This window comes from Burkholderia sp. BCC0419 (assembly GCF_902830285.1).
Taxonomy (GTDB): Bacteria; Pseudomonadota; Gammaproteobacteria; order Burkholderiales; family Burkholderiaceae; genus Burkholderia.
Genome location: NZ_CADESR010000003.1, coordinates 167,374 through 188,895 on the forward strand (window position 1 = coordinate 167,374; position 21,522 = coordinate 188,895).

General features: G+C 61.8%; 21 protein-coding genes. 7 read left to right on the forward strand and 14 right to left on the reverse strand.

Annotated elements, in window-relative coordinates:
• Entirely contained in the window at positions 1 to 1,332 is a 1,332-nt protein-coding gene (locus HWW87_RS18995; protein WP_244107317.1) for a HAMP domain-containing sensor histidine kinase, read from the reverse strand.
• A gap of 79 nt (positions 1,333 to 1,411) precedes the next feature.
• Positions 1,412 to 2,089 (reverse strand): response regulator transcription factor, encoded by a 678-nt coding sequence (locus HWW87_RS19000; protein ID WP_175822106.1) that lies wholly within the window; start codon positions 2,087 to 2,089, stop codon positions 1,412 to 1,414.
• 850 nt (positions 2,090 to 2,939) lie between these two features.
• On the opposite strand from HWW87_RS19000, the gene HWW87_RS19010 reads away from it, so the two are divergent.
• The 4 genes from HWW87_RS19010 to HWW87_RS19025 all read left to right on the forward strand — a co-directional run bounded on the left by HWW87_RS19010 (position 2,940) and on the right by HWW87_RS19025 (position 6,473).
• Positions 2,940 to 3,245 (forward strand): DUF4148 domain-containing protein, encoded by a 306-nt coding sequence (locus HWW87_RS19010; protein WP_175821635.1) that lies wholly within the window; start codon positions 2,940 to 2,942, stop codon positions 3,243 to 3,245.
• Positions 3,246 to 3,633: 388 nt separating this feature from the next.
• Positions 3,634 to 4,803 carry a porin gene (locus tag HWW87_RS19015; protein WP_175821636.1) on the forward strand — a complete coding sequence of 390 codons (1,170 nt, stop codon included), beginning with the start codon at positions 3,634 to 3,636 and terminating at the stop codon, positions 4,801 to 4,803.
• 409 nt (positions 4,804 to 5,212) lie between these two features.
• Positions 5,213 to 5,563, forward strand: coding sequence for a hypothetical protein (locus HWW87_RS19020; protein WP_175821637.1), 351 nt, complete (start codon positions 5,213 to 5,215; stop codon positions 5,561 to 5,563).
• On the forward strand, positions 5,553 to 6,473 hold the full coding sequence (locus HWW87_RS19025; RefSeq protein WP_175821638.1) for a glutathione binding-like protein: 921 nt from the start codon (positions 5,553 to 5,555) through the stop codon (positions 6,471 to 6,473). Before HWW87_RS19020 ends, HWW87_RS19025 begins: the two co-directional genes overlap by 11 nt.
• A 21-nt stretch (positions 6,474 to 6,494) precedes the next feature.
• Here HWW87_RS19025 and HWW87_RS19030 read toward each other — a convergent pair whose 3' ends face one another.
• From HWW87_RS19030 to HWW87_RS19040, 3 genes are all read right to left on the reverse strand, one after another.
• Positions 6,495 to 7,130: an ABC transporter ATP-binding protein gene (locus HWW87_RS19030; RefSeq protein ID WP_175822107.1), complete on the reverse strand. Its 636-nt coding sequence runs from the start codon at positions 7,128 to 7,130 to the stop codon at positions 6,495 to 6,497.
• 11 nt (positions 7,131 to 7,141) lie between these two features.
• Positions 7,142 to 8,344: a hypothetical protein gene (locus HWW87_RS19035; protein WP_175821639.1), complete on the reverse strand. Its 1,203-nt coding sequence runs from the start codon at positions 8,342 to 8,344 to the stop codon at positions 7,142 to 7,144.
• A 112-nt stretch (positions 8,345 to 8,456) separates the two neighbouring features.
• Positions 8,457 to 9,857 (reverse strand): MFS transporter, encoded by a 1,401-nt coding sequence (locus HWW87_RS19040; protein WP_175821640.1) that lies wholly within the window; start codon positions 9,855 to 9,857, stop codon positions 8,457 to 8,459.
• 96 nt (positions 9,858 to 9,953) lie between these two features.
• Here HWW87_RS19040 and HWW87_RS19045 point away from each other — a divergent pair, with 96 nt between their 5' ends.
• Positions 9,954 to 10,826, forward strand: coding sequence for a LysR family transcriptional regulator (locus tag HWW87_RS19045; protein ID WP_175821641.1), 873 nt, complete (start codon positions 9,954 to 9,956; stop codon positions 10,824 to 10,826).
• A 168-nt stretch (positions 10,827 to 10,994) separates the two neighbouring features.
• Here HWW87_RS19045 and HWW87_RS19050 read toward each other — a convergent pair whose 3' ends face one another.
• Positions 10,995 to 11,996, reverse strand: coding sequence for a zinc-binding dehydrogenase (locus HWW87_RS19050; RefSeq protein WP_175821642.1), 1,002 nt, complete (start codon positions 11,994 to 11,996; stop codon positions 10,995 to 10,997).
• 135 nt (positions 11,997 to 12,131) lie between these two features.
• Between HWW87_RS19050 and HWW87_RS19055 the strand changes: the two genes are divergently transcribed.
• Complete coding sequence (locus HWW87_RS19055; protein WP_175821643.1) at positions 12,132 to 13,016, forward strand: LysR family transcriptional regulator; 885 nt, start codon at positions 12,132 to 12,134, stop codon at positions 13,014 to 13,016.
• Positions 13,017 to 13,135: 119 nt separating this feature from the next.
• Here the strand turns inward: HWW87_RS19055 and HWW87_RS19060 are convergent, their stop codons facing one another.
• Positions 13,136 to 14,053 (reverse strand): LysR family transcriptional regulator, encoded by a 918-nt coding sequence (locus HWW87_RS19060; RefSeq protein ID WP_175821644.1) that lies wholly within the window; start codon positions 14,051 to 14,053, stop codon positions 13,136 to 13,138.
• 116 nt (positions 14,054 to 14,169) lie between these two features.
• Between HWW87_RS19060 and HWW87_RS19065 the strand changes: the two genes are divergently transcribed.
• A complete protein-coding gene (locus HWW87_RS19065) occupies positions 14,170 to 14,982 on the forward strand; it encodes an alpha/beta hydrolase (RefSeq protein ID WP_175821645.1) in 813 nt (270 codons plus the stop codon).
• An 84-nt stretch (positions 14,983 to 15,066) separates the two neighbouring features.
• Here the strand turns inward: HWW87_RS19065 and HWW87_RS19070 are convergent, their stop codons facing one another.
• From HWW87_RS19070 to urtB, 7 genes are all read right to left on the reverse strand, one after another.
• Complete coding sequence (locus HWW87_RS19070) at positions 15,067 to 16,092, reverse strand: aliphatic amidase (RefSeq protein ID WP_175822108.1); 1,026 nt, start codon at positions 16,090 to 16,092, stop codon at positions 15,067 to 15,069.
• Positions 16,093 to 16,169: 77 nt separating this feature from the next.
• Positions 16,170 to 16,505: a zinc ribbon domain-containing protein gene (locus HWW87_RS19075; protein ID WP_175821646.1), complete on the reverse strand. Its 336-nt coding sequence runs from the start codon at positions 16,503 to 16,505 to the stop codon at positions 16,170 to 16,172.
• A 37-nt stretch (positions 16,506 to 16,542) separates the two neighbouring features.
• Positions 16,543 to 17,781, reverse strand: a complete 1,239-nt coding sequence (gene fmdA / locus HWW87_RS19080) for a formamidase (protein ID WP_175821647.1) — start codon at positions 17,779 to 17,781, stop codon at positions 16,543 to 16,545.
• Positions 17,782 to 17,840: 59 nt separating this feature from the next.
• Positions 17,841 to 18,530 carry an urea ABC transporter ATP-binding subunit UrtE gene (urtE, locus tag HWW87_RS19085; RefSeq protein ID WP_174389254.1) on the reverse strand — a complete coding sequence of 230 codons (690 nt, stop codon included), beginning with the start codon at positions 18,528 to 18,530 and terminating at the stop codon, positions 17,841 to 17,843.
• A 34-nt stretch (positions 18,531 to 18,564) separates the two neighbouring features.
• Positions 18,565 to 19,308, reverse strand: coding sequence for an urea ABC transporter ATP-binding protein UrtD (urtD, locus tag HWW87_RS19090; RefSeq protein WP_175821648.1), 744 nt, complete (start codon positions 19,306 to 19,308; stop codon positions 18,565 to 18,567).
• A 3-nt stretch (positions 19,309 to 19,311) separates the two neighbouring features.
• Positions 19,312 to 20,481 (reverse strand): urea ABC transporter permease subunit UrtC, encoded by a 1,170-nt coding sequence (urtC, locus tag HWW87_RS19095; RefSeq protein ID WP_175821649.1) that lies wholly within the window; start codon positions 20,479 to 20,481, stop codon positions 19,312 to 19,314.
• Positions 20,482 to 20,554: 73 nt separating this feature from the next.
• Positions 20,555 to 21,472, reverse strand: coding sequence for an urea ABC transporter permease subunit UrtB (gene urtB, locus HWW87_RS19100; protein ID WP_175821650.1), 918 nt, complete (start codon positions 21,470 to 21,472; stop codon positions 20,555 to 20,557).
• Positions 21,473 to 21,522: the final 50 nt, after the last annotated feature.

The following is a 21,522-nucleotide window of genomic DNA, read 5'->3' on the forward strand; positions in this document are numbered from 1 at the left end:
TCATCCGAGCGACTTCGGCCAACATTCGATCGTCACGCGCGTGCCGGGCTCGGCATCGCCTATCCGCAGCGTGAAATCGTGCACGTTGACGACCGTCGACACGATGCTCAGGCCCAGCCCGGCCCCGGCGAGATGCCCGGTACGGCGGCTGCGGTAGCGATGCCGCAGCACCGCCTCGCGCTCGTCGGCCGCGATGCCCGGGCCGTTGTCGATTACGTCGATGCGTGGGCCGGACGGCGTGTCATGCAGTTCCAGGCGGACGGTATCGCCCGACGTCGTGTACTTGAGCGCATTGTCGAGCAGGTTGCTCAGCGCCTCGAACAGGAGTGCGCGATCGCCGTGAATCCGCGCGACCGGGTTGACGGACTGCACGAAGTGGATCGCACGACTGTCCGCGAGCGGCTCGAACAACTGCCCGACGTCCATGATCAAATCCTCCAGCGACAGCTCCGCGAATCCGCCTCGCCGCTGCAAGGAACCTATTTCGGCGATACGCAGCATCGCCCGGAAACGACTGAGCAACACGTCGGTCTCGTTGCGCGCACGCGAAACGAGACCCGCCAGCACGGCATCGTCGAACCGCGCCGCACGCAGCGCCGCCTGCGCGAGCAGCGTGTGCACGTGTACGAGTGGTGTCCGCAAGTCATGTGCGATGCCGTCGCAGACACCCTTTACCTCATTCATCAGGCGCTCGATCTCCTCGAGCATATGGTTGACGAGATGGGACAGCAGATCGATCTCGTCGTGTCCGCCGACCGGCAGCCGCTGGCCGAGATCGCCCTGCGCAATACACTGCGTGATACGCCGGACCTCCTTCAGACGCCGCATTTGCCGCACACTGAGCATCAAGCCGCCGACGACGCCCGCGCCAAGGCAGAGCAGCCCGCCGCCGACCAGCGCCTGGATGATCGCCGCGCGGATCCGCAGGATATGCGTGAGGTCGCGTCCGAGCACCAGCACGTCGCCGTTCGTACGCCGCTCCGCCATCGCGCGGACGACCGGCGGCACCTGGTCCCCCGCGATCGGCATCGTGTGATCGAGCGTCACGCCGTTTCGGGTCGGCCGTATGCCGGCGGGCAACGCCAGCACATCGCCGGCAATATGCCTGCCGTCCGCGGTAAAAAGTCCGTAGTAGTTGGTGTGCATCCGCTCGTGCTCGATCCGGTGCAGGATCGCGGCGGGAAGTTGGTCGTCCTGTATCGAATCGAAGTAGATCATCTGCCAATCGATCACCGTGTCGGTTTCCCGCTCCATGTCGTGCGTGATCACCGATGCGATGAAACCGAGCAGCAGCATGACCGACACGGAGAACGTGACGGCATAGACCGACACGAGCCGAAACGTACTCGAGTACCAGCGTCGCTTGGGTGCCGCGGGGACGTGATCCGCGACGGACGTCACGGTAGCCGACTCAGCCAAGGCGATACCCTGCCCCGCGTACCGTCTGGATCATCTGCTTCGCATCGGGTGGATCGATCTTCCTGCGCAACCGGCCCATGTGCACTTCGATCAGGTTTGTGCCGGGATCGAAGTGATAGCCCCATACGGCCTCGAACAACATCGTCCGCGTGATGGTTTGCCCGGCATTGCGCATCATGTATTCGAGCACGCGGTACTCGGTCGGCAACAACACGATTTCTTCGCCATCGCGAAACACCTTGCGTGAGATCAGGTCGAGCTTGAGCGGGCCGACGGCCAGCGTCGTGTCAAGCGCGGCCGGTGCAGCGTGGCTCCGACGCAGCAGCACCTCCAGGCGCGCAGCCATTTCCTCGGGATCGAACGGTTTGGTCAGATAGTCGTCGCCCCCCGCGCGCAGCCCGCGAACCCGCTCGTCGACATCACCGAGCGCGCTCAGCATCAGCACGGGTGTGCGCACGCCGACGCTGCGCATCGTGGTCAGGATCGTGAGGCCATCGACGACCGGCAGCATCCGGTCGAGCGTGATCACGTCGAACTCGTTGCCGAGCGCGCGGACCATGCCATCGCGCCCGTTCGCCACCCATTCGACCGTAAAGCCGCGCCCCTTCAGCTCCCTCACTATTTCGTTCGCGGTGATTTCGTCGTCTTCGATCGTGAGTACGCGCGCGATGGCCGTACTGTCCTCGGCCAGCTTGTCAGGCAGGGCCGGCTCGTTACCCGGGGAAGCTGATGATGCCATTTACGATTCTCGTCTTCATCGAAGGGACGTCTGCGTTTCGATACCCGACGGTAGAACGCGCTCGAGTCGAGCTTATACGCGCACGCGTAAAAGATGCGCATCCGCTTCATGAAGAAAGTTTCATGTCCGGCAGCATCGCTGCGGGGCCGTCGTCGTCGGCCCTGGCTGGCGTGCCATTGCAACGAAGGTGGAAACGCCTCCGCATGCGGGCCGTTGCGACACGATGCCGTACCGCGGCCTTCGGCACGCGCCAGCCGCTGCGATCGGCTGCGTACCGAACGCCGCAACGCGCAATCAGCCCTGGTGCGATCGTGTGCCCGATCTGTCCGCGCGATGCGAGGCGAGATCACGTGCGGCATCGATCGCACGATCCCTATGTTCGGCCTTCACGTGCGCGAGCGTCACATCGGCGATCGCGAGCCCTGTTCCCTGAACCTTCGCGAACGCCGGCAGCGACGAACATACCAGCGCAATCAGTCCAGCCATCATGACGGTTAATTTCATTGCAATACCCCAGTGCGCACCGCGCGGTGCGCGGCAACGATTGATCCATCGCTCGACGATACGCCGCTGCGCCTAACTATCCGGGAACACGCGCATGAAGGATTCTTTAACTTTCAATGCACTCGGCAGCCCGTGCATGGCCCGATCCGGGCTTGCCTAAAACATGTTTCATCATCGCGCTGCCGTTTAGATAGTCCGCTGTCCCTAATCTTCGTCCTGCGGCCGACGCAGGCATCCTGCCGTACGGCCTCGACCCAACGCTATCCAGGAGCCGAAGATGAATCATCCCGTCCGTTACCTCGTCTGCGCCGCCATGCTCGCATTGAGCGTCTCCGCGCATGCCGAGACGAAGCTCACGTCGGCGCAATGCCATGACTATCCGTTCGTGCACACGAACGGCCAGGTCTCCCACCGACAGCTCGTCAACGAACTGAACGAGCTGGAATCCGTCGGCTACAACCCGTCGTCCGGAGACGAGAGCAGCTATCCCGACGATATCGATTCGGCGCAGGCGCGCCTGATGCAGAAGTACCAGCACGATTGTGCCGGGGCGGCCAATACCGTCGCGTCGAGCGGTAACTGAATCGTCCGCTGCAACCGTTCTCCGACTTTGCGCGCGAGCCTCGTGGCCGCGCGCGTTTTTTTTGTGAAGTTGATCCGACGCGATCGTCGACAGCACGCGCTACCGGTTCCTCGGGAATAAAATTTTCATGTCAACCGGAGGAAATTATAAAAACAACACATCGCAGAGTGTTCGATAGCAGTGCAACTCAACAGCCCCCATCTTTCCGCGTGACATCGATCGGCGCATGACACTTTCGATTACTGAAAGATTGTCTTTCCAAGCGCGGTGCGGCGACCGTTTTTCCCTCTGCCTACACTGCCCCGTCCGCTGAGATCGCATTTCGGGACGACACCGAAGTCAGCGCCATTCCGCGCTGACTACCCAGCCACACAATCAGAGGAACTAAATGAAACATCAAGCGATGAAATTGTCCTGGTTCGTATTCGCGCCGGCACTCCTGCTCGCCGGTACGGCGCACGCACAACAGAGCGTCACGCTATATGGACTGATAGACGAAGGCCTCAACTTCACGAGCAACGCAGGCGGTCATAGCGCATGGCAGATGTCGAGCGGTGACACATTTGGCAGCCGCTGGGGCTTGAAAGGCAGTGAAGATCTGGGTGGCGGCGACAAGGCCATTTTTCAGCTCGAAAATGGCTTCAATGTGAACAACGGCAAGCTGGGTCAGGATTCGAGCATGTTCGGCCGTCAGGCGTTCGTGGGCCTGTCGTCTGCACGGTATGGCACGCTCACGCTCGGACGCCAGTACGATACCAGCGTCGATGCGCTCGGCTTCGGCAGTATCACGGCGGCTGGCAACTGGGCGGGCGACATCAATACCCACCCGTTCGATAATGACAATACGGATTGGGATTTCCGCGTCAACAATGCCGTCAAGTATGTCACCCCGACATACCGTGGATTCACCGCGGAAGCGATGTACGGCTTCAGCAACCAGCCCGGCGGATTCTCGAACAATCGCGTCTGGGGCGCCACGCTGAACTACCAGAACGGCAACCTGACCGCGGCAGCGTCCTATCTGAAGCTCAACAATCCCGGGCTCGCGGCCGGTGGCGCGGTCAACAGCGGCGACCTCTTCAACGGGTCGTCGCAGCAGGACATCGGCGTAGCCGCTTCATACCAGTTTACCCACGTACTCGTCGGCGTCGCGTGGTCCCATGTCGATGTCTATCACCCCGGCGGCAATGCATGGATGGACAATACCACCCTGCAGAATGGCGCGACGTGGAATGCGTGGAAATTCGATAACTTCGAACTCAACGCGCAGTACTACTTCACTCATGCCATGTGGCTGGGAGCGGCCTACACTTTTACCATGGCGCATCTGTCCACGTCCGACACGAAATATGTGCCCAAGTGGCACCAGATCGGCCTGATGCTCGACTATGACCTGAGCAAACGCACTTCGCTGTATCTGCAAGGCGCGTGGCAGCATGTCGTCAGCGCGCATACCGGGACCAGCTTTGACGAAGCACAGATTGTGGACGCGTCGGCGGGAGCGTCGTCAGGACCCAACCAGATGGTCTATCGCATGGGCTTGTTGCATCGCTTCTAACCACCCGGGCTCCCGCACCGGAACCTGCTCAGCGCGGCTTCGGTGCGGCCGACGGTGGGTCAATCGAAATTTGATGCGAATCGCCCGCCGGAATCGCAGCATAAACCGATCTAAGATTTTCGCCCCACTAGGGTACGTTTCGCGCCATGCCGACCCGGCGTGGTCACTTTTCACGTTCCGCCATTTCCCATCGTCCTGATTTCAAGTCTGCAAGCGAGTCATCGCCGGCGAGACATTGCCGCGTGCGACAAAGTACGGCGTCACATCTTAGTGAAAGAACGGCTGAATTGATTTAAATGTCGAAATTATTTTGAATGACCAAATCATGAATGGATAATCTGAAATCTCATTTCGACGAATTCGGTGAATATGTAATTAGTCCTTTGCGCGCGGCACGATCCATGCGCTGGTGGGTGAGACCCGCCTCTTCATCTCCGGAACGGCGAGTATCCGGTCGCACGAAACCATCGGCTCGACGGTGGACGAACAATTGAAGATCACGTTCGAGAATATTGAAACCCTGGTCGAGAATGGCCGACAGAAGTTGATTACCGAGGGCCGCCGGATCCGCGGCGGACATTTCGAGTCCGCGAAGATCTATGTCCGGCACGAGCGCGATCTGGGCTACGTGGCGGATCAGGTTCGTGAGCATTTCCCACTGGGAGCGGATCTCGCTCCGGTTTTACTGTCCGACATCTGTCGTGCGGACCTTCTGCTGGAGATCGAGGGCGTCTACCAATTCTCGCTTTATGAAAACTGATTGTTTCTTTCCACCGGAAGGCTATGTGCTGGGGATTCCCGGCGGGCCGATCCTACCGCAGCAGATTTTTCGTTCGCCGCTCATGGAGCGTCGCCTGCAAGCCGGCAAAAACCGTTATAGCTTGGTCTATTCGGCGGTCGCGCCGTCAGGGCAGAAACTCGCGCTGGCCGTTATCTGCGCGGGTTTGCTCGATACTATCGGCGTCCTGTGCGTCGAGGAAGGCAAGCTGTCGCATACACGGTCCGACGACGCCAATGCGCTGGTGTGGACGCCATTCGATGCGGCCGACGCGGTGATCGTCCAGATCGCGCGGCAATACCGATTGCCGGCGCTCGTCGATCTGGAGACGCACTCGGTAGTCAGCAATGATCCTTACACGTTGCCGTACAAGATCATCTTCGACCTCGGCAGCGAACACGACAGTAACGATGACGTGCTGAATGCCGCCCGTATGCGCCGCGACGATCACGTCGCGATCGAGCAGGACCTTTTCTACAACCTGCATGCGGCAGTCTACCGGTCAGGATTTCTAGACGGTCAGGCTTCGTACGACGCCGAAGTGGCCAAGGTCTACGACTACCTGCACCGGCTGGACGCGACCCTGGTCAATGAGCGGTATCTGGCCGGCGACGCGCTGAGTATCGCCGACTTGTGGCTGTTCAGCCTGCTGATCCGTTACGACAACGTTTACGCGACTGCATTTCGCTTGCACAAGTATCGGCTGAGGGACTTTTCCGGGATCTGGCGGTACGTCCGACGGCTTTACCAAAAGGAGGCGTTCTGCCTGACGACCAACTTTGACGTGATTTCGAGAGGCTATTTCCTAGGCATCCCCGCTCTCAATCGCGGTGTGGTGCCTCGCGGGCCGGATGACCTGTTCTTGTCGGAAAAATATGGAAGGATGAAATGAAACTGAAACGTGACCGGCGAGTCAGATGCGCGCAGTACCCCCCGCACCCAGATCGGCAAAACTGATTGTTCTCGCACCGCAGCCTTCCGTGAACTCGAGATCGTGACTCGAAAAGAACACCACCCGATCTTTTGCCAGTGTGCGGAACAGATCCATGAGGACGCCGCGCGCAGCGGCGTCGAGCCCGTTGCTGGGCTCGTCCGCAATGACGACCGAGGCTTTCCCGAGTGTGATGGCACTCAAGAAAATCTTCTTGCGAGTGCCGAGCGACATCTGCTCGAAGCGCTTTTCCAGATGCGGCGCCAACCCGAAACGATGCGCCAGATCGAGCGTGACGTGGTCGACTACCGTTTTTTTGGTCGACGCGACGAGCTCGAGGAACTCGCGGCCGGTCTGGAACGGATACGCCATGCAGTCGTCGGGCACGTACGCCAGCGAGGACTTTGCGTCGAGCGGCGCTTCACGTAGCGAATGACCATTGATCCAGACATCGCCTTCATCGGCATCGATGGTCCCGGCCAGGATGCCGAGCAAGGTCGACTTGCCGCTACCGTTCTCGTCACAAAGCGCCACGCACCCCGCCCCGAACCTGTGATGCAGCCCGTGGAATATGACGCGCTCGCCATAACGTTTGCGGATGTTTTCAATTCGAAGCATCGTAAGGTCGATCAAACGAAGATTTGCCATGCGGCGACGATCCAGACTACGGCGAGTATTACGCCGAGCAATACGGATTCTCTCGGCGCATAGCGTTGTGGAAAACGCAGCAGCACAAGCAGCGGCGCCCCGGCCAATACGATGGCAACAGCGACGTGTATCGACAGGACGCCGTGCACGACCAGAAGCAGTGGCGCGGCGGCCGCAAATGGCAGTGCGATCGCGGCGACCGTCAGTACATCCGCACGAACCTGCACAATCGCGCGCAGTGGGAGCGATCGCACAAAATGCGCCGCCCGAACATGACTCGCGCGCAAATCGCGATAGGTCGCCGCCGCGATCAGCGCGATCACGGCCTGTGCGATCAGCGTCAAGGGCACGGCGCGTGTGTCGAAATCCCAAAGGCGAGCCACGTAACAAGTGGAAACAGCGACCGCACCCATGACTACGCAGCGGCTGACGGTGCCTGCGAAGTGAAACCCCAGAATGCCGAGCTGAAGCTTTACGAACGCCGGAAGCCAACGTGCCGCATTGACGGACATTTGACCGGCCAGTCGACGCCACGTCGTACCGAACTGCCTCGCATGCGAAGAGGATGCCGCAGGCATATGGACCAACGCGAACGCAGCAATGATCAACGACGCCACCAGCAGCGTCGTTCGCACGGTGCTACCCGTCTGCAGCGCGCCGATCAGAATGAAATTGGCAATCACCAACGGCGTTCCGCTACGGATATTGCGCGACAGCACGGCCAATTGCCACCCAAGCGTAATCGTCATCAAACCGGTAACGTACAGATAGTTCGAGGCCTTGTCCGGCAAGTAAGCGAACGCGATCGCCGCAGAAATGACAGGTAACAGCAGCGGCGTACTGGCGATCAGCACGACGGCTGCATCCAGGGTGCGCTGACGCCGATCCGAAACAGGCAACGATTTGGCGAAGACGGCGAACGGGCCGCCGCTAATGGCCGTACGCTGGATCAGCACCCAAAACATGCCGATGGCTTCGAGCATATGCACCCAGACGAACCGCCATTCGAAGCCGTGCCCTGGAGCCAAAGGCGCGAGCACGGGCGCGCCCAGGAGGCGGGACTGTGCAAACACGGGCATGGTGGGCAGCAACAGCAGGATACTCAGGGATAGGGCCTGCCAGTGCCTGTGCAGCACCCGCGCCGTCGTTAGCACGTACCATCGCAATCGCGACGAAAGCATCATTTTTTATTCCCGTAACGCACCACGCGGCCCCGCATGATCGAAGCGGTATCCTGCCATGTCGGCCGGCATGGCACAACTCGTGCGACGACTTCCCGGCACTCGATCATCAGCTTTATGACGGTGAACGACCCTTCTGTCTTCGAGCCACAGCCGGCGTGTGGCCCAGATTTCGCCAGGCCGTTGCGGCGCCGACCACCAGCAGGAGCACCGAAACGACCAATGCCCGCTCCATCCCGTGCATGAACGGCACCCATGCTGTCTGCCGAACGAAGAAGCCGAATATCGCGACGCCCATCACGCCGCCGACCTGACGGGCAGCATTCAACAATCCCGATGCAACGCCCGAGTGGGCGCTACTCACCGCGGTGAGCGTCGCAGCGGTAATAGTGGGAATCGTCAGGGCGATGCCACTTCCTGCGAGCAGCATCGGCACTGCAAGCAGCCAGAAAGATTCCGCGGCGATTGCCGGCCACATCGCGAGATAGCCGGCTGCGGAAATCAGCAAGCCGACCGTCGCCAACGTCCGCGCGCCTAGCCGACTCGCCAGTCGCCCGGCAACGATGTTCATCAGCATCAAAATACCCATCATCGGCAAGAGTGCGACGCCCGAGCGCACGGGTGTCATGTGCCAGACGGACTGAAAGAGCAGGCTTAACGTGAAGACAATGCCGTAGAAGACCAGATTCGCGATCATGCCGATAACCGTCGCGCTGCGGACGGTCCGGTCCTGCCACAACGCGGACGGCAGCATCGCGGCCGGATTGCGTGCTTCCAATCGAATGAACACGATACTCAGCCCGATGCACAGCGCGAACGCGCCGAGAACAAGAGGACTGCTCCAGCCCAGCGCGCTGACTTCGGTCGATGCGAACGTGAGCGCCGCCAGCGCGAACGCACCGGTGAGCTGCCCGGGAAGGTCCAGGCTCCTGCCACGTTGGGCTTTCGTTTCAGGCGCGAAACGCCATGTCAACCAGATGCCTGCAACACCAACGGGCACATTGACCAGAAAAATGCTGCGCCAGCCGATCCCGGCGACAAGCAGCCCGCCCACAAGCGGTCCCGCGGCCAACGCGATACCACCGCCCGCGCCCCACCAGCCAATCGCCCGGCTACGCGCCGTCGTATCCTGAAACGCCAGACGCAGAACGGCCAGCGAATTCGGCACCAGCAGCGCTGCGCCGATTCCCTGGACGAGACGCCACTCGATCAACGCCCGCATGGATTGCGTCAGGCCGCAGCCGATCGATGACAGCGTGAATATCGCGTAGCCTGCGATGAACACATGCTTTGCACCAAGCCGGTCGCCCAGTGCGCCTGCGATCAGCAGCAACGACGCGAAAACGAGCGCATACGCATTGACGACCCATTGCAGGTCCGTGACGTCCGCGCCGAAAGCGATCCGCAACGTGTCGAGCGCGACGTTGACGACACTGACGTCGACCAGAACGACGACAAAGCCGAGGCATGCCGCCACTTGAACCAGCAACGCGTGATGTTTGGAGGGTGACGGCATCGACAATCCTTTGAATTGGGAAGGTCGAAGCGTAGAGGATCGCGGTCTGTGCGAATATTCCGCAAAATCGCACAGCAACCCGGAGAAAATGCACCGATGTTCGACTGGGAAAACCTTCGCTGCTTCATTGCCGTTGCGCAAACCGGCAGTCTCTCGGCCGCGGCGCGACGACTGAGTATCGATCATGCGACGGTCAGTCGTCGCATCAGCGCGCTCGAAGCTGAACTGCAGTTACGTGTGATCGACAGATTGCCGCGCGCGTGCCGACCAACGTCGGCGGGCAGGCAGATTCTGCAATTCGCCGAGCAGATGGAAGCGCACGCGTTTGCGATCGAGCGCCTTGCGCTGGCGGAGCACATGCCGATGCACGGCATCGTGACCTTGAGCGTGCCGCCGGTGCTCGCGAACAACCTCTTCGCGAATCACCTTCATGAATTCGCTCGATTACACCCGGGCATTCGGCTGTCGATGGCCAGTCAGGCGCAGCGAATCTCGCTCGGCCGCCGTGAAGCGGATCTTGCGGTGCGCCTCGCTCGCCCCGACGAACCACAAAACGTCACGCGCAAGCTTGGTGAGATGACGTTCGGGCTATATGCGAGCCACGAATATGTGCACGCGTCCCCCCCCGCCGATTGGGCATTCATTGGCTATGAAGCGCAATTCGCCGAAATGCCGCACCAGAAATGGCTCGAGTCGATCGCTCAAGGTCGCCCGATCGTTTGCGAAGTCAGTGACATCACGACGCAGCAGGTGGCGGCCCGAACGGGAGTTGGCGTAGCCGGGTTGCCAATATTCATGGGTGACAGCGATCCTGATCTGCAACGCCTGCCGTTCGATGGGGAGTCGTTCTCTCGTGAAATCTGGCTGGTTGTACATGCCGATCTCAGGCATGCGCCGCCGATTCGCGCGGTGATCGACTTCATCTCGAGCGTGGTCGGCCGGACCTTCGCCGCGAATTTGCAGCCGTAACGACAGTTGCAACGCGGGGCTTGCAACGTCGGGGGGGCAAGTGGCCGATGCTACGCCGAACGGACATTCGCCCACCGACTTCTCGATTCCACGAAACGCTGGCTTCCCGACTATAGCGTGGCACGCATCGAGGGAGCGGATACCAAGCTGATACGGCCCATTGACGCTTCACGACTGGCTTATCAGGATCGCCTTTCGTCCGTCGACGGATTCGTAGGCCATGGCATCGTCGATCAGATCGAAGCTGAATTCCTGACCGAGGCGCGTCCTGAACACGGGGTCGCCGATCATGCCCTCGAGCGCACTCAGCGCAGCCACCAACCTTTCATGTTCTCTAACCGTTCGGCTCTCGAAATTGCTGAAACGCTGCATCGACAGATCTTTCATCATGAAAAGCGATGCCGACACGGAAAACGGAACCGATCCGGCCATCGTGCCGTAGAAATATACCGATGAGCGCATCGGCAGGCAGGCTGCCATCTGGCCGGTCAGCGCACCGCCCACGCCATCGAATACAGCCGTCGTTCCAAGCTCGGCGGACAGCTTTTCGAGTGTGTCGGTGAAGTCTTCATCGGCGCGCACGATATGCTCGATACCCCGGCGTTGCAGCGCTTCCTGCGCCGCCTGGCTCCTCACCATGGAGATGACCGGCATATTTCTCCGACGGGCGAGTGCTGCGAGCGCTAGCCCGGTTGCCGAGTTCCCCGCCGTGGCAATCACGCCCCGGTGCCCAGCCTCGGCAATCGTTTCGAGAAACGCATAGGCCGTCATCGCGTTCACGAGCGACCCGCAATAGTCCCGTGCGCCGACGTGTTCGGGCAGGATCAGGCAACTCGTATATGGCACCTGCGCTGTTTCGCACCAAAGCCCGATGTTGTACGAGCCACGGTTCAGCGAGCGGTAGATAGCGACGCGTCTACCCATATAACGCGCGGGGACGCCGGCGCCTGTCGCCACCACCGTCCCGGCGCCGGAAGCGCCCCACACGTCGTACTGGCTCGCCGCGAGCGCTTTGCCATCGTCGGCACGCATACGCAGAAATATCTTGTCGCCATGGTTGATTGCAGATGCCTCCATGTCGATCAGCACATGGCCTGCTTCTGGCCGGCCCGGCGGCCGGATATCCCGTACTTCCAACGAGCGTTCAGGGGTCACGCAAATCGCTTTCATGACGCATTTCTCCAGCGGTAAACAGTGATGGCGGTAACGGCACAGGCGGTAACTTAAACAAGTACGCCCGTTGCCGAAACGCAGCCTCCCGGCATACCATCGATTCCGATACAGAATGGATCGATACACATACTCATGGATCGCCTGGATGCAATTCGCCTGTTTGTTCGACTCGTCGAATGCGGCAGTTTTTCCGCCGTAGGGCGAGAGGAAGGCATTGGACAACCGACCGTAAGCAAGCAGATTGCCGCGCTGGAAGCGTATCTCGGCGCTCAGTTGGTGTTGCGAACGTCGCGTCAGGTGGTGATCACTGCGGCGGGCCACGCGTTCTATGAGTCGGCCAAGCCCTGGATGGAGGGCTTCGATTCGCTGGAGTCATCGGTCGGGACGCAACAGCAAGCACCACAAGGACTGGTTCGATTAACGACGGCGCCTGCCTACGGCCGCCTGTGCGTGACGCCGCTACTTCCCGGGTTCTTTCGACAATATCCGCACGTTGCGCTCGAATTGTCCGTATCCGAGCGACAGGTCGACCTGGTCGGGGAAGGATTGGATCTGGCAATCCGCCATGGGCCACTGGTGGATTCCTCGCTGACGGCGAGAAAACTATCAGAGACGGAATCGCTGCTCGTGGCCAGTCCGGGCTATATCGCGGCTAAAGGCAGGCCTACCGGGCTGGTTGATCTGGACGGACATACTGGCGTCGTCTTCGCTCGAAACCGCGAGCGCCGCCCTTGGCAGTTCAAGGTCGGACGGGAAACCGTCCGTCGCGTTCCGCGGGGGTCTTTCTTGACAGGTGACGCAGAGCAGGTGCGCGCCGCGGTACTGCATGGGCTCGGCATTGCTCAGGCGCCACGATGGCTCTTCGAAGCGGAAATCGATACCGGACAAGTCGAGGTCCTCCTGCCTGAGTTTCAGCCGGAACGGATGGCAATTCACCTCGTCTATCCAGCCGGTAGACGCGTACCGACGCGAGTCCGGGTGGTGATCGATTATTTGATGTCGGCACTCGGAGCATGACGTACAACGAGTCGCCCATCGAGCGCAAAGGCATGTGAAGGCTCTCACTGCATCTCGTCGAAACGCAATTGCATTTTGCGGTAGAAGCCTTGCCCGCGCGAGCGGCCGAGCAGCTTCGCCTACCCTTCCATACTTCGATCCCAAGGCGGCTCGTTACCGAACGCTGCGGTCAGGTAGTCAACGAACCGTCGAACTTTAAGCGGTATGCGCCGTGCACTCGGGTAGACCGCCTGTATCGTCAACTCAGTTGCTCGGTAGTTTGGCAGTAGTGCTACGAGCTCGCCACGTCGCACATGCTCCCCGAAGACGAAAGTCGGGCCGTACGCGACGCCGGCGCCCGCCAACGCGGCAGACAGAAGCATTTGGGTGTTGTTGGCAGCGACTCGACAGGGTCCTTCGATAACATGCGCCCGGTTTTTCGCATCGAATAAGGTCCAATCTCCGGCCGAGACGGCTTCGCTGAAGACGAGCCGCTGTGCATGAAGCAGATCACCTGGCCTACGCGGCGTTCCATGCCGCTCGATGTACGCGGGTGACGCGCATATGACCATTCGACATGGCGCGATGCGACGTGTAACGAGCCCGTTGTCCTGCAGCTTCCCAATTCGGATTGCGACGTCAATACCGGCTTCCAGGAGGTCGACATAGCGGTCACCGAGAAGCACTTCCACATTGACCTGCGGGTGGTCCTCGAGATAGCGGGCAGTAACCTCGCCCAAGTGCATCGCACCGAACGTGACAGGCGCCGCAATTCGCAGAACGCCGCGCGCCGTGCGTTGCGAATCGTGCGCCTCCCGGTTGGCGTCTTCAAACGCTTCCAGAATTTGCTTGCTGCGAGCGTAGTACGTCTGACCGATATCGGTCAGACTCAAGCGCCGCGTGGTGCGTTGTAGAAGTCGCGCATTCAGTTGGGCCTCGATCGCACTCACGTGTTTTCCGGCCATCGCCGGCGACAACCCGAAGCGCCGCGCGGCCGCAGCCAGACTGCCTTCTTCGACCGCGGCGACGAACACGCCAAGGCTGGTCAATCGGTCCATTTCGCATCAACCTGATTCGATAACGACATTATCGACTGCCGCCACCCTACGCGCAATTATCGAATTGCAGGCTCGACGCTACGATTCACCCATCAAACCGGGAAGAGGTAGCGCAAATGGAAATTGAAGTGAATGGCACGCGAATCCACGTCACCCAAGCCGGCCAGGGCGAGCCGGCCCTGGTGTTCCTGCATTACTACGGCGGCTCGTCGCGGACATGGCAACGCGTAACAGACCAGTTATCAAGCCGATATCGCACTGTTGCCATTGACCATCGGGGCTGGGGAAAGTCGGATGCACCAGCGGATGGCTACCGTATTGCCGATCTCGCGGCGGACGCCGAGGGCATCATCAAGACCTTAGGCTTGCAACGCTACGTACTCGTCGGTCACTCCATGGGTGGCAAGGTCGCGCAGTTCATCGCGTCGCGACGCCCGACCGGGCTTCAAGGTCTTGTGCTCGTCGCGCCATCCCCACCGTCACCGATGCTGCTTTCCGTGGAAGAACGCGCGACGCTGACGGGCGCCTATCAATCGCGCGAGTCGGTCGAATTCGTGATCGACCACGTACTTACCGCCAGACCGCTCGACGCCGCCTGCCGCGAAATGGTCATCGAGGATAGCCTGAAGGCTGCGCCGCAAGCCAAAGCCGCCTGGCCGGACGTAGCGATGCGCGAAGATATCAGTGCAGCGGTCGCTTCGATCGACGTTCCGACGATCGTCATCTCCGGGGAATTGGACCAGGTGGATCGCGTGGCCACATTACGGATGGAACTGCTGCCGCGTATTCCGCAGGCGACCATGCACGTTCTTCCTGGTGTCGGTCATTTGGCACCGCTGGAGGCGCCGACCGAAGTTGCACGAATCATTGAAAACTTCCTTGCTGCCGCAGAAAACGAGGTTCATCGCGGGAAGCCGTGGAGGGTCTGAGGGCGATTGCGAAAAAGGGCCGTCACTGAATGGAGTGGCTACCCTTGCCGCACGATGAACACCCGATGTCCACGGCGCGCGTACTCAGTCTTCGTGCGGAATGCCTTCGATCGGGCACTCCGGCGTGCCAGGCGTTGCACGCGTGAGCGCTTCGACGCGGCGACGCGTGGCGTCGGGATCCGCGACCCAGTCGCGATAAAAGCCGAATGGACATTCGGCGACGCCATTCGCGCCATCGCCGGAATGAATCGTGCCGGTATAGCCGCGATGCAGCAGCTTGTAGAGATGATTCTGCGACTGCATGTTGCGCCGCGCGTCGCGAATCATGCCGAGCGACAGCTCCGCATACTGCACGCCCATTTCCTCCTCGCCGCATTCGCCGAGCGTGCGCCCGTCGAACCCGACGATCGCCGAATGGCCGAAGTACGAATACACGCCGTCCCAGCCCGTGGCGTTGGCCACGGCCACGTAGGTGTTGTTCATCCACGCCATGGCCTTCGCGACCATCACCTGCTGCTCTTTCGCCGGGTACATATAGCCCTGGCAGCGCACGATCAGCTCCGCGCCATTCATCGCGCAGTCGCGCCAGATCTCCGGATAATTTCCGTCATCGCAGATGATCAGGCTGATCTTGAGGCCCTTCGGCCCGTCCGTCACGTAGGTGCGGTCGCCCGGATACCAGCCCTCGATCGGCGTCCACGGCATGATCTTGCGATACTTCTGCACGATCTCGCCGCGATTGTCGATCAGCACGAGCGTGTTGTACGGTACCTTGCGCGGATGCGCCTCGTGGCGCTCGCCGGTGATCGAGAACACGCCCCACACGTTGGCCTTGCGGCACGCCGCCGCGAAAATATCCGTCTCTTCGCCGGGAATCGTGGACGCCGTATCGAACATCTCCTGGCGGTCGTACATGATGCCGTGCGTGGAATACTCGGGAAACACCACGAGATCCATGCCCGGCAAACCCTGCTTCATGCCGACCACCATGTCGGCGATATGGCGCGCGTTGTCGAGCACCTCCGCCTTCGTGTGCAGACGCGGCATCTTGTAGTTGACCACCGCGACACCCACACAATCGCGGCTACTCGAAATATCACCATGTCGCATAGCGCTTCCTCCTCGAACACGTTGACGCCGCGCGCGACGGCCGCTGCTTCCGGGCATCGGCTCGCGCGCGGCACACCTTAGTGGCTGATCATCCACGGCCGTCCCGCCGGCCGCTTGAGGCCGTCCGGCGCCGCGCCGGCGAGCTTCGCCGCGCCGCCCGAGCAGCAACTGCAACCGGCGCGATGGCGCAGCGGCGGCCCGTCGCCGGACTGACGCGGCGCGTGCGCGGCACGCTCGTTGGTCGCGTGGGCGGCGCGGCGCGCCCCTCCCATCAGCGCCAGCGATGGCGCGCTGACGACGCGTCCGCCTTCTGCGCCGCAATCGGGACAGCAGCACGGTTTTTCGCGATCCGCGATGCGGCGCATCACGGAGAACGGCCCGCAGTTTGCGCATTCGAAGTCGTAGATTGGCATGACAGCCTCCTGTTTCTGCGTCATTTCAGTGGGTCGCTCACGCCTTCGCGAGATCCGGCGAACACGGCAGATCCACGCTGCCCTGGATGTGCTGGATCGGGCCGTCGGCATTCGGGCGAATGTCGAAGTCGAAGATCTGCGTGGGCAGCCACAAGGTCGCGCACGCGTTCGGAATGTCCACCACGCCGCTGATATGCCCTTGCACCGGCGCACAGCCCAGCAGCGAATACGCTTGCGCGCCCGAGTAACCGAATTTCTTCAGATATTCGATGGCGTTCAGACACGCCTGCCGATACGCGGTGGTGACGTCGAGATAATGCTGGCCACCCTGCTCGTCGACGGAAATGCCTTCGAAAATGAGGTAATCGTTATAGTTTGGCGTGATCGGGCTGGGCTGAAAGACGGGGTTGCGAATACCGTATTTCGCCATGCCGCCCTTGATGAGGCTCACGCGCATATGCACCCAGCCGGCCATTTCGATCGCGCCGCAGAACGTGATCTCGCCGTCCCCCTGGCTGAAGTGCAGGTCGCCGACCGACAGGCCCGCGCCATCCACGTAGACGGGGAAAAACACCTTCGAGCCGCGCGACAGATCCTTGATGTCGCAATTGCCGCCATGCTCGCGCGGCGGCACCGTGCGCGCGCCCTGCGCGGCGGCCTTGTCGCGCGCCTCGCCGGCGAGCTTGCCCATGTGCGCGGTGGCCGCGAACGGCGGATTCGCGAGCGGCGGCACGCGATCGGGCTCGGTCGCGATCAGGCCGGTTTCGCGCGCGTTCCAGGTTTCCAGCAGCTTCGGATCGGGCAGGCAGCCGATCAGGCCCGGGTGAATCAGGCCCGCGAAATTCACGCCTGGAATATGGCGCGAGCTCGTATAGACCCCGTGAAAATCCCAGATCGATTTTTGCGCGCTGGGGAAATGATCGGTGAGAAAGCCGCCGCCGTTCGTCTTCGAAAAGAAGCCGTTGAAGCCCCATTGGCTTTCGGCCTTCGCGCCGATGTCGAGCAGATCGACCACCAGCAGGTCGCCGGGCTCCGCGCCGTGCACGCCCACCGGGCCGGAGAGAAAGTGCACGATCGACAGGTCGATGTCGCGCACGTCGTCGGCGCTGTCGTCGTTCTTGATGAAACCGCCGGTCCAGTCGTAGGTTTCGAGGATGAAATCGTCGCCGGGCTTGACCCAGCAGGCCATCGGAATGTCGGGGTGCCAGCGGTTGTGCACCTGTTCGTTTTCGTAAGCCGACTGGTTCAGATCGACCTTGATGAGAGTCTCGGGCATGGCGTTCGCTCCTGGGTTTGCGGATTGACATACGGCGCGGCGCGAACGCCGCACCGCGCTCAGACGGACAGGTATTCGCGGATGCGGTCGGTGTCGCCCGCATCGCGCGTGCTCTGGTGCACGAAGCGGCCGCCCTCGATCACGAACAGGCGGTCGGCCACGTCGAGCGCGAAGCTCAACACCTGCTCCGAAACGACGATGGCAATATTGCGGCTCGTGCGAATCTGGTTGAGCGCCTTGGCGATGTCCTTGATGACGGACGGCTGGATGCCTTCGGTCGGCTCGTCGAGCAGCAGCACTTTCGGGTCGGTCGCGAGCGCGCGCGCAATCGCGAGCTGCTGTTGCTGGCCGCCCGAGAGATTGCCGCCCTTGCGCTTTCTCATGTCGAACAGCACGGGAAACAACGCGTAAAGTTCGTCGGGCACGCGCTGGCTCTGCGCGTTTTCGAGGCCCGTCTGAATGTTTTCCTCGACGGTCAGCGACGCGAAAATCTGCCGCCCTTGCGGCACGTAGCCGATGCCCCTCGACACGCGGCGGTAGCTCTCGTCCTTCGAAACGTCGGCGCCGGCCACGCGCACCGTGCCGCGATTGGCGGGCAGCATGCCGATCAGCGCCTTGAACAGCGTGGTCTTGCCCATGCCGTTGCGGCCCATCACGGCCACGCTTTCGCCTTGCGCAACGGAAAAGCCGATGCCGTGCAGCACTTCGCTCTGGCCGTAGCTGACGACGAGATCGTCGACTTCCAGCATGATGTGTTCTCCGTGTTGTCGTTCGGTTGCCGACTCAGTGGCCCAAATAGACGTCGATCACGCGCGGATCGGCCTGCACCTGCGCCATCGGCCCTTCCGCGAGAATCTTCCCCTGATGCATGACCGTGACCTTGTGCGCGATGCGCTCCACGAAGGCCATGTCGTGTTCGATCACGATCATCGAGCGGTTGCGGCAGATGCGGTCGAGCAGATCAGCGGTCAGTTCGCGCTCGCGCACACTCATGCCCGCAATCGGTTCGTCGAGCATCAGCAGTTCAGGATCCTGCATGAGCAGCATGCCGATTTCGAGCCACTGTTTCTGGCCGTGCGAAAGCAGCCCCGCTTCCAGATCGAGCGCGGCGGCGAGACCGATTTCATTGGCCACGTCGCGCACGCGATCGGCCACTTCGGCATCCTCGCGATAGGCAAGCGCGCCAAACACGCTGCGTCCGCGCGGAAACGACACTTCGAGGTTCTGCGCCACGCTCAGGTTTTCGTAAATCGACGGCGTCTGGAACTTGCGGCCAATCCCTTTGCGCACGCGGCGGAATTCCGCGAGATGCGTGATTTCCTCGTTGCGGAACTTGATGCTGCCCGCCGTTTCCTTCGTCTTGCCGCAGATGAGATCGAGCAGCGTGGTCTTGCCCGCGCCGTTCGGGCCGATCACCACGCGCAGCTCGCCGCGTTCGAGATAGAGATTGAGCGAATCGATCGCCTTGAAGCCGTCGAACGACACGGTCAGGTCTTCGATCGCGAGCAGAAAGTCGGTATTGCTCATGCTTCACGCCTCCTCGTTCGCCGCGCCGAGCAGCCGCCGCACGCGCGGGCGCACATGCTCGTCGTAGAGGCCCGCCAGCCCGTTCGGAAACACCATCACCACGCCGATGAACATCGCCGCCATCAGATAGAGCCAGAGGTTCGGAAAGCTCTCCGAGAACCAGCTCTTGCCGAGATTGACGAGAATCGCGCCATACACCGCGCCGACCAGCGACATGCGCCCGCCAATGGCCGCGTAGATCACCATTTCGATCGACGGCACGATGCCGACGAACGACGGCGACATGAAGCCCACCTGCAGCGTGAACATCGCACCGCCGATGGCCGCGAGCATCGCCGCGAGACAGAACGCGAACACCTTGAACATGGCGACGTCGTAGCCGGAGAAGCGCACGCGGTCTTCCTTGTCGCGCATCGCGAGCAGCAGCGTGCCGAGCTTGCTGCGCTGAACCCAGCGGCAGGCGAGCAGCGCGCCGATCAGCAGCGCGGCGTTCACGAAATACAGCACGAGCTTCGCGTGATCGGTGCGGATGTCCCAGCCGAGCAGCGTGCGCAGGTCGGTGATGCCGTTCACGCCGCCCGTATAGCCTTGCTGGCCGATGATGAGCACCGAGAGAATCAGCGCGACCGCCTGCGTGATGATCGCGAAGTACACGCCGCCCACGCGCCGCTTGAACATCGCGTAGCCGATCACGAATGCGAGCGCCGTCGGCACGACGAGCACCGCGAGGATCGAGAACGGCAAGTAATGAAACGGCTTCCACCATGCGGGCAGCGCGGTGAGCTGGTTCCAGTCCATGAAGTCGGGAATGCCGGGCGTGGTCTGCGTGTGCGTGGCGGCCGGATCGGACGCCTCGAGCTTGAGAAACATCGCCATCGCGTAGCCGCCGAGGCCGAAGAACACGCCCTGGCCGAGACTGAGCACGCCGCCGTAGCCCCACGCGATCACGAGGCCGAGCGCCACGAACGCATAGGTCAGATACTTGCCCATCAGGTTCAGGCGGAACGTGTCGAGCGCGAGCGGAAACACGACCACGATCAGCAGCGCGAGCAGCACGATGCCCGCGTAGCCGGAGGCGTCGAGCCGCGCGACGCGCGCGCGCCAGCCGACGGGCGGCGCGCCCGGGCCGGATCGCGGGGATACGCCGCCCGCCGCGGGTTGGATGGGTTCCATGTCCATCTCTCCAGTCGAATGAAGCTGTGAATGAGGCTTGTGCATGAACGCGCGCTGACGCGAGCCGCGGCGCTTAAACTCGCCGCACCTTCGAGGCGAACAGACCCTGCGGACGTAGCATCAGGATCACCACGACGGTGAGCAGCGTGAGCACGCGCGCAATCGAGCCGGACAGAAAGAACTCGCTGATCGACTGCATCTGCGCGATGCCGAACGCCGACGCCACGGTACCGAGCAGGCTCGCCACGCCGCCAAACGTCACGACGAGAAACGAATCGACGATATAGAGCGAGCCGCTCGTCGGTCCCGTCGAGCCGATCGCCGTGAAGGCCGCGCCCGCCACGCCCGCGATGCCGCAGCCAATCGCAAACGTCATGCGGTCGGTGCGCCGCGTGTTGATGCCCGCCGCGTTCGCCATCGGCCGGTTCGCGACCGTGGCGCGCACGCGCAAGCCCCAGCGCGAGCGATAGAGCGCGAGCAGCAGGCCGCCCGTCATCAGCAGCGCGAGGCCCATCACGAACATGCCGCTCACCGGAATGTCGAGGCCGGGCGCGGGCTCCCACGAACCCATCAGCCAGTCGGGCAGCGCCGGACTCACTTCCTTCGGCCCGAAGGTCGAGCGGAACACCTGCTGCATGCCGAGGCTCAGGCCCCAGGTGGCGAGCAGCGTGTCGAGCGGGCGCTTGTAGAGATGGCGGATCAGCGCCCATTCGGCGAGCCAGCCCGCCGCGAAGGCCAGCGCGAACGCCGCGAGAATCGCGAAGAAGAAATACACGGGCGTGAGCGCGTGCCAGACGTTCTGCGAAAACCACGAAAACAGGTAGACCGTATAGGCGCCGATCGTCATGAATTCGCCGTGCGCCATGTTGATCACGCCCATCTGGCCGAAGATCACGGCGAGCCCGAGCCCCATCAGGAGCAGGACGCTGAAGAGGCTCAGACCGGCGAAGCCCTGCATCAGCGTGATGTTGAAAATATCGGTAGCGGACATCGAACGCTCCTCGCGCGGCGGCGTCATCGGCCGCCGCGCCGCTGCGGTTG

What these genes read in the sequence shown, in the direction of transcription:
- HWW87_RS19010 (WP_175821635.1), top strand. Translation starts at nt 2,940, where the DNA reads ATGAATCATCCCGTCCGTTACCTCGTCTGCGCCGCCATGCTCGCATTG.
- HWW87_RS19015 (WP_175821636.1), top strand. Translation starts at nt 3,634, where the DNA reads ATGAAACATCAAGCGATGAAATTGTCCTGGTTCGTATTCGCGCCGGCA.
- HWW87_RS19025 (WP_175821638.1), top strand. Translation starts at nt 5,553, where the DNA reads ATGAAAACTGATTGTTTCTTTCCACCGGAAGGCTATGTGCTGGGGATT.
- HWW87_RS19030 (WP_175822107.1), bottom strand. Translation starts at nt 7,130, where the DNA reads ATGCTTCGAATTGAAAACATCCGCAAACGTTATGGCGAGCGCGTCATA.
- HWW87_RS19035 (WP_175821639.1), bottom strand. Translation starts at nt 8,344, where the DNA reads ATGATGCTTTCGTCGCGATTGCGATGGTACGTGCTAACGACGGCGCGG.
- HWW87_RS19040 (WP_175821640.1), bottom strand. Translation starts at nt 9,857, where the DNA reads ATGCCGTCACCCTCCAAACATCACGCGTTGCTGGTTCAAGTGGCGGCA.
- HWW87_RS19045 (WP_175821641.1), top strand. Translation starts at nt 9,954, where the DNA reads ATGTTCGACTGGGAAAACCTTCGCTGCTTCATTGCCGTTGCGCAAACC.
- HWW87_RS19050 (WP_175821642.1), bottom strand. Translation starts at nt 11,996, where the DNA reads ATGAAAGCGATTTGCGTGACCCCTGAACGCTCGTTGGAAGTACGGGAT.
- HWW87_RS19055 (WP_175821643.1), top strand. Translation starts at nt 12,132, where the DNA reads ATGGATCGCCTGGATGCAATTCGCCTGTTTGTTCGACTCGTCGAATGC.
- HWW87_RS19060 (WP_175821644.1), bottom strand. Translation starts at nt 14,053, where the DNA reads ATGGACCGATTGACCAGCCTTGGCGTGTTCGTCGCCGCGGTCGAAGAA.
- HWW87_RS19065 (WP_175821645.1), top strand. Translation starts at nt 14,170, where the DNA reads ATGGAAATTGAAGTGAATGGCACGCGAATCCACGTCACCCAAGCCGGC.
- HWW87_RS19070 (WP_175822108.1), bottom strand. Translation starts at nt 16,092, where the DNA reads ATGCGACATGGTGATATTTCGAGTAGCCGCGATTGTGTGGGTGTCGCG.
- HWW87_RS19075 (WP_175821646.1), bottom strand. Translation starts at nt 16,505, where the DNA reads ATGCCAATCTACGACTTCGAATGCGCAAACTGCGGGCCGTTCTCCGTG.
- fmdA (WP_175821647.1), bottom strand. Translation starts at nt 17,781, where the DNA reads ATGCCCGAGACTCTCATCAAGGTCGATCTGAACCAGTCGGCTTACGAA.
- urtE (WP_174389254.1), bottom strand. Translation starts at nt 18,530, where the DNA reads ATGCTGGAAGTCGACGATCTCGTCGTCAGCTACGGCCAGAGCGAAGTG.
- urtD (WP_175821648.1), bottom strand. Translation starts at nt 19,308, where the DNA reads ATGAGCAATACCGACTTTCTGCTCGCGATCGAAGACCTGACCGTGTCG.
- urtC (WP_175821649.1), bottom strand. Translation starts at nt 20,481, where the DNA reads ATGGAACCCATCCAACCCGCGGCGGGCGGCGTATCCCCGCGATCCGGC.
- urtB (WP_175821650.1), bottom strand. Translation starts at nt 21,472, where the DNA reads ATGTCCGCTACCGATATTTTCAACATCACGCTGATGCAGGGCTTCGCC.